Annotated in this window: 11 protein-coding genes and 1 pseudogene; 8 read left to right on the top strand and 4 right to left on the bottom strand. The window is 56.4% G+C overall.

The features are described 5' to 3' along the window. Window positions 1-201: 201 nt before the first annotated feature. The 7 genes from AC5RTT_RS04430 (at window position 202) to AC5RTT_RS04400 (ending at window position 7,120) form a co-directional block, all read left to right on the top strand. Window positions 202-1,323, top strand: a complete 1,122-nt coding sequence (locus tag AC5RTT_RS04430) for a glycosyltransferase (RefSeq protein WP_494144172.1) — start codon at window positions 202-204, stop codon at window positions 1,321-1,323. After that, the gene (locus AC5RTT_RS04425) at window positions 1,320-1,985 is read left to right on the top strand and encodes an acyltransferase (protein WP_494144171.1); all 666 of its coding nucleotides are present in this window, start codon (window positions 1,320-1,322) and stop codon (window positions 1,983-1,985) included. Before AC5RTT_RS04430 ends, AC5RTT_RS04425 begins: the two co-directional genes overlap by 4 nt. 8 nt (window positions 1,986-1,993) lie before the next feature. Continuing rightward, the gene (locus AC5RTT_RS04420) at window positions 1,994-3,133 is read left to right on the top strand and encodes a glycosyltransferase (RefSeq protein ID WP_494144170.1); all 1,140 of its coding nucleotides are present in this window, start codon (window positions 1,994-1,996) and stop codon (window positions 3,131-3,133) included. Continuing rightward, window positions 3,126-4,190, top strand: a complete 1,065-nt coding sequence (locus AC5RTT_RS04415; protein WP_494144169.1) for a glycosyltransferase family 4 protein — start codon at window positions 3,126-3,128, stop codon at window positions 4,188-4,190. The genes AC5RTT_RS04420 and AC5RTT_RS04415 overlap by 8 nt, the downstream gene beginning before the upstream one ends. A gap of 16 nt (window positions 4,191-4,206) precedes the next feature. Beyond that, window positions 4,207-4,737 (top strand): acyltransferase, encoded by a 531-nt coding sequence (locus AC5RTT_RS04410; protein ID WP_494144168.1) that lies wholly within the window; start codon window positions 4,207-4,209, stop codon window positions 4,735-4,737. A gap of 36 nt (window positions 4,738-4,773) precedes the next feature. Further along, complete coding sequence (locus AC5RTT_RS04405) at window positions 4,774-5,874, top strand: polysaccharide pyruvyl transferase family protein (RefSeq protein WP_494144167.1); 1,101 nt, start codon at window positions 4,774-4,776, stop codon at window positions 5,872-5,874. Window positions 5,875-5,986: 112 nt separating this feature from the next. Next, the gene (locus AC5RTT_RS04400) at window positions 5,987-7,120 is read left to right on the top strand and encodes a Coenzyme F420 hydrogenase/dehydrogenase, beta subunit C-terminal domain (RefSeq protein ID WP_494144198.1); all 1,134 of its coding nucleotides are present in this window, start codon (window positions 5,987-5,989) and stop codon (window positions 7,118-7,120) included. A 1,370-nt stretch (window positions 7,121-8,490) separates the two neighbouring features. On the opposite strand, the gene AC5RTT_RS04395 is transcribed toward AC5RTT_RS04400, so the two are convergent. The 3 genes and pseudogenes from AC5RTT_RS04395 to AC5RTT_RS04385 form a co-directional block, all read right to left on the bottom strand. After that, window positions 8,491-8,718: a hypothetical protein gene (locus tag AC5RTT_RS04395; RefSeq protein WP_494144166.1), complete on the bottom strand. Its 228-nt coding sequence runs from the start codon at window positions 8,716-8,718 to the stop codon at window positions 8,491-8,493. After that, window positions 8,715-10,008, bottom strand: a pseudogene (locus tag AC5RTT_RS04390) (ISL3 family transposase). The gene AC5RTT_RS04395 and the pseudogene AC5RTT_RS04390 overlap by 4 nt, the downstream one beginning before the upstream one ends. Window positions 10,009-10,293: 285 nt before the next feature. After that, window positions 10,294-10,740, bottom strand: a complete 447-nt coding sequence (locus tag AC5RTT_RS04385; RefSeq protein WP_494144197.1) for a transposase — start codon at window positions 10,738-10,740, stop codon at window positions 10,294-10,296. 320 nt (window positions 10,741-11,060) lie between these two features. On the opposite strand from AC5RTT_RS04385, the gene AC5RTT_RS04380 reads away from it, so the two are divergent. Next, window positions 11,061-11,246: a hypothetical protein gene (locus AC5RTT_RS04380; RefSeq protein WP_494144165.1), complete on the top strand. Its 186-nt coding sequence runs from the start codon at window positions 11,061-11,063 to the stop codon at window positions 11,244-11,246. A gap of 242 nt (window positions 11,247-11,488) precedes the next feature. Here AC5RTT_RS04380 and AC5RTT_RS04375 read toward each other — a convergent pair whose 3' ends face one another. Next, the gene (locus AC5RTT_RS04375) at window positions 11,489-12,601 is read right to left on the bottom strand and encodes an O-antigen ligase family protein (RefSeq protein ID WP_494144164.1); all 1,113 of its coding nucleotides are present in this window, start codon (window positions 12,599-12,601) and stop codon (window positions 11,489-11,491) included. Window positions 12,602-12,882: the final 281 nt, after the last annotated feature.

The following is a 12,882-nucleotide window of genomic DNA, read 5'->3' as shown; positions in this document are numbered from 1 at the left end:
TGCGTGGGGGACTTTCTGACACAATGCGATGTATCACCGGGCATCGTGGCACCTGGACGGAGCATGTAGTTCGGTTGCGAGGCGCTTTCTCCGATCGCTGGGCACTGACTCCTCAGCCTCAAAGAACAGCGGCATCTGAATGATAATCTCGTTTGCGGCTCGTACAGAAGCCTTTGGAAGCTTTAAAAATGGGGGTTTTCCGTGGATCGAACAGTCGCGGTTATTGGAACACGGGGCTATCCGAGTTTTTATGGCGGATTCGAAACCGCTGTTAGGAAGCTGGCGCCCTACTTGGCAGATCAGTTGTGGAACGTGACTGTATACGGCCGTTCTGCTGATCTGGAGCAGCATTCGGACAGGGATCCTCGTGTCAACGTCGTCACGACCCGAGGAGTGGAAAACAAGTCGCTTAGCACTCTGTCCTATGGTTTGACGGCCTGTTTGCATGCTGCTTGGAAGAAGCCGGATGTCGCCCTTGTTATGAACGTGGCTAATGGGTTCTGGTTGCCGCTCCTTCGCCTTCGGGGTGTCCCCACGATCGTGAACGTCGATGGAATCGAATGGGAACGGGCTAAGTGGGGCAAGCTGGCAAAGTTCACATTCAAAGTTGGCGCTCGAATGACCGCCCGCTTTGGAACTGTTTTGATCGCTGACTCAAAGGAGATTGGCCGCAGGTGGCAAGACGAGTTCGGTCGCACCTGCGTCTTTGTTCCCTACGGAGGTGAAGCGGGATCGAATCATTCCTTGGTAGATGACCTCCAGCCTGAACGATATGTTCTCGTGGTTGCCCGGTTTGTTCCGGAAAACACGATTCCGGAATTCATATCGGCGGCAAAGAACCTCGCCCGTGATTACCAAATAGTGATCGTTGGATCGTCCGGCTACGGGGGTCCTTTGGAAGAGGAGGTTCGAGCGCTAGCAGCCGAGAACGCCAATGTTCGGTGGCTCGGTCACGTCTCGGACGATCAGCGTTTGCTCGCGCTGTGGCGAAACTGCGGGGCATACTTCCACGGGCACAGCGTGGGGGGGACGAATCCAGCTTTGGTCCAGGCCATGGCCAACGGCGCCCCAGTTGTAGCCCGCGACACTGTCTATAACCGCGAGGTCCTAGGCGACGAAGCAGCGTTCTGTACCCCGGAAGCAGGCGACATAGAGACCGCCGTTCGCCGAGTTATGGATTCTCCTTCTGAACAAGAACGCCTCACCAACATCTCACTAGAACGTGTCCAGCAGGGATACACCTGGGAGGCAGTATGCGCTGCTTACGACCGAGAACTTCGCAATCAAGCACAAGCAACCAACTTTGAGGTGGCCACCAAATGAGGATGGGGCGTTTTCAGGGGCTGCCCGAGAAGGCGAACGCAGTTGCAACTGCGCAACTTCTGACAAAAGTTGCTCCGATGCTACTTCGTGGTGCAGCTATTAGGCCTTTGCTGCGCAACTCGAGCGGGCCGCTGTATATAGGACGTGGAGCGCGCCTTAGGAATCCCCAACTAATCTCGCATTCGGGACGCCTAGTAGTCGAAGACTTTGCAGAGGTACAAGGCTTGGCCCTTAACGGCCTTAACTTCGGTCATGAAGTGTCAATCGGGCGCGGGGTTCAAATTCGTCCGAGTAGCTACTACGGGGGGGAAGTCGGAGTAGGACTTTGGGTGGGTGACCGATCCAGCTTTGGTTCAGGTTGCTTCATCGGTTGTTCAGGTGAGATCAGAATTGGTGCTGATGTCATGCTTGGGCCTGGGGTAAGGCTGTTTTCTGAGAACCATGAATTCGCCAGTACCGAAAAAACCATAAAATCTCAGGGAGTCCTCCGATCCTTCCTCCACATAGAGAGTGATGCGTGGGTGGGTAGCGGCGCTACCATTACGGCTGGCGTGACAGTTGGCTCAGGCGCGGTTATCGCTGCTGGCAGCGTAGTGACACGGGATGTTCCCGCGGGCGCTGTTGTGGCCGGTGTACCAGCCAGAGTGATTCGGACAAGGTGACCAGGGGCATGGAGTCCTCCGCGCTGCGTACAATGTTTGTCCACTCATCAAACGAGATGTACGGCGCGGATAGGATTCTGCTTGAGATAATTCAATCGCTTCCGGAGAAGGACCAGGTTGGAGTACTTGTCCATCTGCCGGACGATTTGCCATCGCCTGAAGGTGCACTCGGTACTCACCTCGACGGTTTAGGCGTCCAAACTCGTGTTAGCTCACTGCCGGTGCTTCGGAGACGCTGCCTTTCTGTGCGAGGTGCCCTGCCACTCATGGGACGAATGTTGAGCACCTTTCGTCAGATTCGCCGGCACAGGCCGGACGTCGTGTATTGCACCACTTCAGCCATGATCTTTTGCGTGCCGCTTGCCCGATTAGCGGGCGTCAAGCATGTGGTTCTGCATGTACAAGAAATATGGTCCCGTCGCGAAGCCGTCGTACTGGGGATTTTCGCTCGCCTCGCGACTCAGATCTATTGCATCTCAAAAGCGTCCCTACAGGCCGTAACCAGCAAACCAGCTCGGGCTCGTGCAGTTTTACTCGTCAATGCCCACAGAGACTCAGGTCGTGACTTACGACCTGTCCCAGAAAATGGACCGGTCAGGTACGTCGTAGCCAGTCGCTGGAATTCTTGGAAGGGGCATTCCACGCTTTTGGAAGCATGGAATGGCGCAGGTTGCCCAGGTGAATTGGTGATTCTGGGAGGACCGCCTCCTGTCGGGACAGCCGTTGACGTCCCGCAGCTGGTTTCGAACTTAGAAAATCCTCAGTCCGTTCGGGTTGTTGGCGAAGTAGACGATATCGAGCCATTTATTGATGATGCCCACTTCTTAGTTTTGCCTTCTGACAGTCCTGAACCCTTCGGCCTTGTTCTTCTTGAGGCTTTCGCTCGAGGCCGCGGGGTCATCGCCAGTCGCGCGGGCGGAGTGGTCGATATTGTTGAGGAGGGACGCAACGGTTGCCTTTATAGCATTGGCAGCGTTGAAGAACTTCGTGATGTTTTCAAGTCCGTTGACAAGCGCTTGGCGATAGAAATGGGTGCGAATGCCAGACAAAGATATGAAGCAACGTATTCTATCGCTGCCTATTCCTCCCGCTTCCTAGGACTATGGCAAACCACTACAAATAATGCCGATACGAGGACTAATGGTTAAGGCAAATATTGTCTACTGGTATGGTCTGCAAGATATGCCAAGAGACGGTGGGGGACTTCGTGCCCTGGCATGGTATGAGGCGTTGACTGAACTCGGATTTGAAACTCAACTTTGCCCCCTTCGGGTTGCGCCAGTAGCAAATGAGCGAGACGGATGGCTCCGCAGCATCAAGAAGCGGTTGATACCGATGCCCCTGAAATCGGCGCTCCCAGAGGTACCGGAAGCGGACATTAACGTTGTTACGGTTCCGGCGGTGTTCGACTCTGCTGCATCAACTGTTGATACCAGTACTCTAATATTCGACTGGATGGATCTATGGAGCGTGAACTCACGTACCATGGGCAGATCCTCGTGGATGTCCCGACCTGGGGGAGTAATCCAGAGCGCATACTGGATTACTCAGGAGCGGCGCCTTGTCAGACGACCAGCGGCCAATGTCTATGCAGGTTACGCAGACAAAGTTAAGGGGACGCAAGATGGTTCTGCTCCGGGGTACTGGGTTCCGACTCCGATTACGGCGACCCGCTGCGACCATCCCAAGAATGCAGCAACAAACCTCCCAAACCTCCGTGCAGGGTTTATTGCTAATTTTGCATATCCACCAAATGTCATGTCGCTTCGCGAATTCTTCAAGAAATATGGCGCGTTGTTCGCGGATCGGGGTATAGAAATAGTTGTGGCAGGCTTCGGATCAGAAGCTGTAAAAAGTTGGGGTGTGGATGCGACGGTTCTCGGACGCATCGACTCTCTGCCAGAGTTTTATCAGAACATTGATGCCGCTATAGTTCCTATCGACCACGGAGGCGGGATCAAGGCAAAGGCAGTCGAGGCGATTGCTCACGGTGTACCAGTATTTGGCACGCCCCATGTCGCCAGCGGGTTCAGCCCGGAGTGGGGGGCCTACATCGGCGATATTCATTCACTGTTAGCGGATTCGCCCACCATCCCGCCTGTACCTAAGCCGGCAATTTTTGAGAAACAGTTCAGTCAAGCCGCGTTCAACCAAGCGGTGAAGAACGTACTTTCGGGAATCGGTCGAATAGAGCTGCCGGCTTGAGAACAAAGGAATTGTGATGCGCCTTTACTTGCAAGGGTTGAAGCTTTGGATCGGGTTTATCATCGGCCGGGTTCCGAATCATGCCTTTCGAATTGCGGTATACAAGCACTTTTTGGGTATGCAGTTAGGGTCAAAGTCGGTCGTCCATTGGCGACTAGCTTTTTTTGCGCCGAAGGGAATCCGGATCGGCCATAATTCCATAGTAGGAAATGACTGCTTTCTAGACGGCCGACTTGGTCTGGAAATCGGGAACAACGTCAATATTGGCGGTCACGTTCAGATATTCACCGTAGGTCATGATCCAAATAGTCCCACTTTCGGCACGAAGGGTGGTGTAGTTCGAATCGCAGATAAGGCGTACATCGCGAGCCGGGCCACTATCTTGCCCAACGTTGAAATCGGCGAAGGAGCAGTCGTGGCTGCAGGAGCGGTGGTTTCCAAGGACGTGGCTCCATACACGATCGTGGGGGGCGTACCGGCGAGCGTCATAGGACAGAGGTCTCGTGACCTTAGATACCAGCTCGACTTTCACATGCCCTTCCAGTAAATAACGAAGAATCAGAAGAAGAGAGAAGAATCAACTTTGGCTGTCAAACGTGCGCTGGTTTTGTGGGCTGATGAGTCCTCGAGCAATTTGGGGGTTCGGGTGCTTGCTGAAGGGGCCGAGTCTTTGGCCAAGCGAGCTTGGGGGGAGGACGTTGAAGTCGACTTCCAGAGTTTTGAGGTCGGACCACTTGGGACACAACTGTCGGGCAAAGTCGTTCTCAAAGGCCTTGTGACTGGTAGTAAGAACCTCCGCGCGGAAATGGCCCGCTATGACGCCGTAATCGACACCGGCGCAGGTGATAGTTTCACTGACATTTACGGTCCTAAACGACTGACGATTATGACGTACGCTCGCTTCGTAGCAAAGCAATCGAATCTTCCCGTTATCTTCGCTCCTCAAACTATCGGACCCTTCAAGACGGTCTGGGGGCGCCAAATGGCTCGCAATTCGCTGAAAGCGGCCCACACCGTAATGGCTAGGGACAGCACTAGCATGGATTTTTCGAATCAGCTCGGGTTCCCGGCCGATTGTCTAGCCACGGACGTGGCTTTCGCCCTGGATCAACCGGAACTGCCAAGCCCCGGCTCTGGAGCCGACATCGCTCTAAACGTCTCGGGGCTTTTGTGGAATAGCAATGTGCACCTACATAGAGACAAATATCGCTCCCTGACTCGTGACATAATCGAGCGTCTGCTCGCCAACGGGAGGCGTGTTACGCTCCTGGCTCATGTTTTGGATAACCCATCTATTGACAACGATACGTCGGTCATCAGGGAGCTAGCATCGGAGTTCAGTGGGCGGGTGGACCTATATATACCGGGTGACCTTAAGCAAGCAAGGTCGTTTATTGCTGCGTCCAACGTGGTTGTTGGGGCAAGGATGCATGCGTGCCTCAATGCGCTGTCCGTTGGTGTCCCCGCCATTCCCTTGGCTTACTCCCGGAAGTTTGCCCCGCTGCTCGATGATATCGGGTGGCCTCATACACTTGACCTTCGGAGTGAATCTGAAATCGTGGACAGGGTCATTGAACTCGCAGCGACCGACGAGTTAAGGAAGCAGGCAGCGCTGGTACGCCAGCAGGCTGAGGCTCGGCTGCAGGCCGCCGTGGAGCACCTAAGCAGTCAGGTGACCGTCTAACGTGGCAACATCGACGAACTCGAAGGAATTCGACAGTCTGGTTCGAAAGGTTGTAGACAACGGGAACTGTTCCGGGTGTGGCATTTGTTCTCTGATTGATCCCGGGGTATCGATGGAACTAGACGAAGCCGGCTTCAATCGGCCGGTCCGGCGTCTTCCGTTGACTGTTTTGAGTGACGCAGAAGCGGCTAGACACCTTGCCCTAAGTTGCCCAGGGACTCTGGTTAGTCGTCCCAACCACGCCGAGCAGACTGCCTCCGACCCAGCACTTGGTCGGTCCGTCTCAAGTTGGCAAGCATGGGCAGCCGACCCTGAAACTCGTTTCCGCGGCAGTAGCGGAGGGGTCCTCACGGCCCTTGCGCGTTGGGCTGTTGAATCGGGTCAGTCCTCTCGCGTCGTAGGGGCAGGAGGGGACTTGAACGATCCGAGGCAGAGCGTGCCGGTGGAACTGGTTCTCGGCTCAGACTTTCTTCGGCAGTCGGGATCCAGGTACGCACCAGTTTCCGTCGCAGGACAATCAATGGCCGTTGATCCATCGTCAGTGGTGGTGGGTAAACCCTGCGAGGTATCCGGCCTTCGTCAACTGCTGAACGCTCGCGCACAAGAAGACAAGCCACTGATATTCTCTTTCTTCTGCGCAGGTGTACCTAGTCAGAAAGCAACCGATCGTCTGTTGACGGAACTGGGCATTCCCGAGGGTTCCCCCCTCCGAACGATGAGGTATCGGGGACACGGTTGGCCCGGTAACTTCCATGCAGAGACTGTCGATGGTATCGAGGCTTCTACGGGCTATGACGAATCCTGGGGTAAGCAACTAGGACCATCGATGCAGTGGAGGTGCAAAGTCTGTCCAGACGGCGTGGGGGAAAGCGCCGATCTTGTTGCCGGTGATTACTGGAAAACTGACGCGAAAGGCTACCCAGTGTTTGCCGATTCAGAGGGTATAAGCGCTTTGATCGCCAGGACCAAGCGTGGCCATGAATTCATACTCTCCGCCATCGCGAACGGCATTATCGGCGCCGAACCTCTAGAGCTCCGGCATATCAGTTCTGTGCAGCCTTACCAAGTAGAGCGCCGCGCGACGCTTTGGGCTCGCTTGGCCGGCCGTCGCTTGGCTGGTTGGAAAACACCGAGTTATCAGGGGTTTGGACTTCTTCGCCAGGCTTTACGTAGCCCAATTCGGTCTCTCCGTTATGCATATGGGTCATACCGACGCTCCAATCGCCACCACAGTCCGAGTAAATGAGTCATATCGCGTTAGACGACCTCGGATGAGAGCGATCATACATTTGGCGGGCAATGTGGCCCCTGTCTTCACTGGACTCGTTACCGCCCCATTGACTGCACGTGCATTAGGGCCAGAGTCTCGTGGTGAGCTAGCTATCGTGCTCTTGGTTTCCGTTTTGATCGGACTAGTTGGAGCTTTCGGTCTAGGACCTTTGGCTCGGCAGGCTGTCTCGGAAGAAATTGGTCAGGCTCATGGCTGGAGTCGCCGAGGCCAGAGAATTACGGTGTTAAGCGCCGGCGTGGCAGCAGGCTTGGGGCTGATTGTTGGCTTGGGACTAAGACTTGCCCTGCTGGAAACGGTTGCAACCGCGATTTTTTTTGCTTTAGCTGGCATGAGTGCGAGCAAGTCAATTGACGCTAATATATTGATTGTCGGGGGACGAACAAAGCATTTCGGAATAGCTAATTTGACGGCGTCTGGAGTCATTTGCGCTGGAATCGCTAGCACGTTCTTGATAGGCTGGCTCAGCTTGTCGGTCGTTATCGCGCTGAATGCAACTGCTCTAATCATTCAAATGCTTTATATATCCATTCAGCGTCAACGCTTCTTGAGTCTTATTGGGCCTTCTGAGTTGAAGAAGGAGTCCTTTCGGATGCTTGCGAAGCGCGCGTGGCGGGCTTGGCGGTCTCAACTAGTGGAAGCTACTCTTCTACGTTCGGACAGCCTTTTATTCATTACTCAAGCCTCTGTCAGTGTAGTGGGCTATTATACGGTGGTGGCCCTCATCCCTCAAATGTTGTATCAAGTCTTCTTGACCTTGATTCAGCACTCGTATGCAACAGCGCCACGTCTTCGTATTCGTCAGAGAACTACTGTCTTATGGCAGTTCTGCACTTTGGTCAGTCTGCCCTTAACCGCGCTGAGTGCCGGAGCCGGAATGCTCCTCATACCCGTGCTTTTTGGTGCGGAGTTCATACCGTCATTGGGGCTTCTCGGACCTGCGTGCTGTATGGCCGTGTGCGTAGCAGGCCTGGCGCCTGTTTTGCAGCACTTCGCAGTGTCACCAACGGGCGACGCATGGTTTCCCCTGGTATGTATTACAGTCGTGGCTTCGGGGTGGGCTATTGGAGCGAGTCTAGGTTCATCTTCGGGAGTCGTTGCAATGGCAGCTGGCTTTGCGGCAGTGAGCTGTGTTTACGTGTACCTACTCAGCGGAATGCGAGCATTTCGAGTTACGTTTGGTGCCTTTTCACGCCTTTACGGCGGGGACCGTCAAAGCTGAAGACAGGTCGCCCCGATGGAGGCTTATCGTCAACTGCCTCGCGATAAGTTCCTCCTTCTATCCAACTAGCTGCTAAAGAGGTACCACTAAGAGCGGCTCTTCGCATTTAGGCATGGTTGAGAGTGTTCTTTCGGTAGGGTCGGTGGCCACCGGCGGCGAGTAGGCATCTGTCTGTAATTGGTGAAGTTGCGGATGCCGCGGGCGATGCGGCAGGTGGTTCGATGACGTTGATCGCTTCGGCGGGGTGGTTGGAGACGCCGGAGGTGTAGAAGTAGGCCAGGGTTGGTGGCTCTTCACGGTTCGTGGTGAACGTTCTGCCGTGAGGGATGTTCATGCCGCTGTTCTGGCGGCACTGCGCAACAGGATACGCGTTTTGTAGTTGTGCGCGTTTGTGAATCCCCGGCCAGTCCTCTTTATGTGCTTGATCGCGGTGTTGTTGGCTTCCACTTTCGCGGTTGTCGCACCGGTGACGATGAGGACTTCGATCTCTTTCCACCACCGACAGACCGTGCGCCAGAGCCGGTTGGTGTCGGGCTGCGCGGCCCGCTCGACCAGGACCTGCAGCCGGTTTTTCGCGGCGGCAGCGTCCGCAAGAGAACCGGTGGCCAGCAGGGTCCGGAGCTGTTCTTTGACCAGCCACGCGGCCTGCAGTTTCTCGGTGGCATCGTCGGTCGCGAACACGGTGCTGAGCCTGTCTCGTGCCCGGTCCGAGAGCGTGTCACCGGCGCGCAGGAGCAGCCTCCGGTTGGCCCAGACCGGGTCGATGGACCGGCCTCGCCGGCCATGCACCTGCTGGGTGAGGCGCTGCCGGACTTCGGTGAGCATGTCGTTGCCGAGCTTGAGCAGGTGGAACGCGTCGACTGAAACAGCGGTGCGCGGCAGCCACATCCGCAGGGCCTTGCGGAACGCCGCTGACGGGTCGATGGCAACGACCTGCACCCCCAGGCGCCACTGAAGCGGACGGGCGAACAGCCACTCCCCGACACCCTCATTGTCACGGCCGTCCACAATGCCAAGGACTTGTCCGGTGTCCAGATCGACGATGGTGGTCATCCAGGGTTCGTAGCGTTTCCAGGCCTTGGTGGCCGGGTCGCGGAAGAACCGCACGGACCGGTAGCGGTGTTCATCGATGCCGAGCATCCGCGGTGCTAGGGCGTCGACGTCGGGCAGGGTCAGCGCCGCGGAATTCCAGGGCAGGCTGCACGAGCCACCACGAGACCCCAAATGAAGAGGCGGCGTCGGCGGCGGCGGCCCTGCCGGATCCGATCACGGCGGCCACCAGTGCCTCACGGAGTCGGCGGGTGGACCGTGCCCGGAGCGGGACCTGGGTTGTTTCCTCGGCGAAGGTCTGGCGCGGGCACAGGTACTCGTCGCAGAAGAATCTCCGCTTTGCCCAGACAACTTCGACCGGACCGGCGACAGGGGTGTCACGCAGGCGTTGTGGCCGGCGGGAATGCACTCGACTGCTGATCACGCCGCACAATGGACAGCCGGCCTCGGCGGTGGCCACGACGCAGATCCGCCGCTGACCGAAGGCAAGGACCTCAGTATCGGTGACGCGGTAGTCGGGCAGGTTGAAAATGGCGGTGGCAGCATCGGGGCGCGGGGAAGTAGGCTCGATCAAGGCTTGTAGCCCCTGACTTGATGAATGCGTAGAGAACATCCATCACAGCAGGGCTACGAGCCCTTCAGCTTTCAAGACACGGGACCTGTTTCACCATCAACCACGAAGAGCCGGGTTGGGGCCTTCCATTGCTTGAGTGTCCGACCAAGGCAGGCGACTTTCGGGATTGGGCAGGTCGGGAACGAGGAAATCACTTCGGTCACGAGGTCCCGTCCACGGGCCGGAGGGCCGTGGTAGATGTTGCGGAGCTTTTGATAGCACTGCCAGGCGAGGATGACTTCCTGGTCAGGCTCCCTCACGGCGAGTTTCGTGTCGAGCCTGGCAGTCTGTACGTTGGTGAGGTGTTTGGCTCCGATCTGCAGTGGCGTGGATCCCGTAGAGCGGGTCGCCCTTACAGCCGCGGTGTCCGAGGGTGTCCTGCTGGACCCAGCGCCGGACCTCGTTCACCATGGCCGATCCGAGTTTGACGACGTGAAAAGCGTCCAGGACGGTGATGGCTTCGGGCAGCTCATAACGAATCGCGTGGTCGTAGCCTCGGAACGGGTCCGGCGCGGCGGTCTGGATCCCCGCGGTGGGCGCAGGGCCGCGTGTTTTGAGCCAGTCTGTGTAGGCCTTACCGGACCGGCCCGGAACGAGGGCCAGCAACCGTGCGTGCACCACGTGTTTCTCGGCACGGGTATGGTCTTCTAGCCCGGTGACGTCCCGGTGCCGGGCGGACCGGTGTGGGACCAGACACGCTCATCCACGCCGAGCGCGTCCACACTTTCCAGCCTGCCGGCCGCTGAGATCCGCCCGGGGGCCTCAACTCTTCACCGCGTCCCAGACCGCGTGCCAGGAGATGTCAAGCTGGTGGGCCAAAGCTGAGACCGAGGTATGGAAAATATTGCAGCGCATCCGCTGCCCAGACCGCAGCGCGGGCAGTGAGTTACGCTTTCGACCCGGCCAACGCATCATCCTCGGTGAACGTCGTTCCCGGGCAGTCACGGTCCGGGCAGCGCCAGACACGCTTGGCCCACAACAGCATCACGCGCTTGCCCAAACAAGGAATGTCATTGAATCTGGACCCGCGGGCGCCCATGGCCAACGGCAACGACTCCGCCGCCTGGACAACCGGTGAGGTCCTCGCCGGTCTCGACGGCCAGGATCAGACCCCTTCCGGTCGCCGTGACCGAACTGACGTGAATGCCCTCGACACCGAGCAGCGCGCCGGGCGTGTGCACCAGCGGCCATCGGAATAGGACATAGAGATATTCATGTCAGAGTCTCTTTGTTATTGGTTTGCTTGGTCGCTACCAATTCAAAGAGGTCCTGGCCTCATTCCCCCCGCACCACGCCACACAGCAAACAGCCACAACTGGCGTCAGCCCAGCCGGCCCTAACCACACTCATCTTCGAAAGGACCTCGGAGCTCAACGCAAGACCTATGGGATTCCACGGGCAGCAGATCCGAGCAGCACTTCAGGGCATATTACGGCCGATACTACCCTTGCGGGTGAAAACGTTCGGGGGAGACTAATGGAGCGCGGTCGTTTTGTGTGTCAGCGTTTCGTGCTGTTCCAATCGTGAGACCGATGACCAGCATCCATATGGTCCCAAGCCCGACCCAAGAGTGCAACGCTAAATAGAAACCCGATATCGTTATGATAAGCCCGGACTGTCCTATAGAAGAGGTCAGATTCTTTTGTCCCAACTGGCTGATGAGCAGTCCCATTATGGCAAGCAGGCCGATCCATCCAAAATCGAATACCGCAAGAGCTAGCTCCGAGTCGACGGTTTTTGCAATGTCCAACGTTCCAAAGTAGCTCGACAGCAAATAGACTCCCTGGGGCAAGCCCTCGATTCCCCAACCCCATGGCTTTTCCATCAATGACTGCGCCGCAAAGGCATATAGCGCAGTTCGATACTCAGCGCTGGCATCTATTGCACTCGAACTAGATAGTTGGTCAGAACCACTAGCGAAAAGCATTCCCAAGAATGCGGAAGTCAGGATAGATATAACCGTAAACCGAGCAAAACGTGAAGCGCCGACTCCAAGAATCCCGAGCCTACTGAAAGCGATAAGGAGTAACCAGGCCACTAAGATGATGAGCGCACCGCGGCTGTTTGTTGAGATGACGCCAGCTACCAGCACCAAATAGGTCAGGTATCTCAAAGCTGGTCGCCTCAGCGCGGATCCGACAAAAGGAATTGCCGCGAGTAGCAAGACGGATAAGACCAATGGATGTTCGGCAAACACAATGCTACGGATGCTACCGTCGCGGACAAGACGATCGGAATTTTCATATGAGCCCGCAACCAAGAATGCGCCACGTACCCGCTCGGCTACAGCCAGTACAGCCATAGCGAAACTGATCAATACGTATATACGGGCATACTTCACAAGCTCATGGGATTTGGCAAGGAAAAATCCTAAGACGCCGACGATCGGAAATAGCAAGATATAGCGGAACAGGGGATCTGTTGATTGGGGCGTTACGAATGCCTGGCTAATGAAGAATGCGACAATACATATAAGGAGCATAGAACAGACCAAGGCCTTTTCTCGACCCGCTAAGGAACTATGCTTCTTTGCCATCAAGACGAAGAGCAGCACGACTGCGCATGCCAAGATCATTACTCTGACGGGCGCTGTCGTTTGTATGTATCCGGCACAGTAGGCCAGGAGGACAATGGCCGCGACGCACGAACTAAGTAGCCAGCCGGGCAGCCATATGAGGACGACCCATGCGCAAATAAAAAGAGCAGCTACTGCATATAACCCAAGTGACATTAGGCGCCGGGTTCCTTCGAGTTCAGTGGAATGAAACTACTAAGCATCCGGTGTTCTAGGCCATACATCTCTTGTGTGGAACTGGTCCCGGCTGCTGATAGAGG

The sequence above is a fragment of the Arthrobacter sp. Y3221157 genome, from assembly GCF_059089865.1.
This window is presented reverse-complemented; position numbering and strand designations above follow the sequence as displayed.

What these genes read in the sequence shown, in the direction of transcription:
- AC5RTT_RS04425 (WP_494144171.1), top strand. Translation starts at nt 1,320, where the DNA reads ATGAGGATGGGGCGTTTTCAGGGGCTGCCCGAGAAGGCGAACGCAGTT.
- AC5RTT_RS04420 (WP_494144170.1), top strand. Translation starts at nt 1,994, where the DNA reads ATGGAGTCCTCCGCGCTGCGTACAATGTTTGTCCACTCATCAAACGAG.
- AC5RTT_RS04415 (WP_494144169.1), top strand. Translation starts at nt 3,126, where the DNA reads ATGGTTAAGGCAAATATTGTCTACTGGTATGGTCTGCAAGATATGCCA.
- AC5RTT_RS04410 (WP_494144168.1), top strand. Translation starts at nt 4,207, where the DNA reads ATGCGCCTTTACTTGCAAGGGTTGAAGCTTTGGATCGGGTTTATCATC.
- AC5RTT_RS04400 (WP_494144198.1), top strand. Translation starts at nt 5,987, where the DNA reads ATGGAACTAGACGAAGCCGGCTTCAATCGGCCGGTCCGGCGTCTTCCG.
- AC5RTT_RS04395 (WP_494144166.1), bottom strand. Translation starts at nt 8,718, where the DNA reads ATGAACATCCCTCACGGCAGAACGTTCACCACGAACCGTGAAGAGCCA.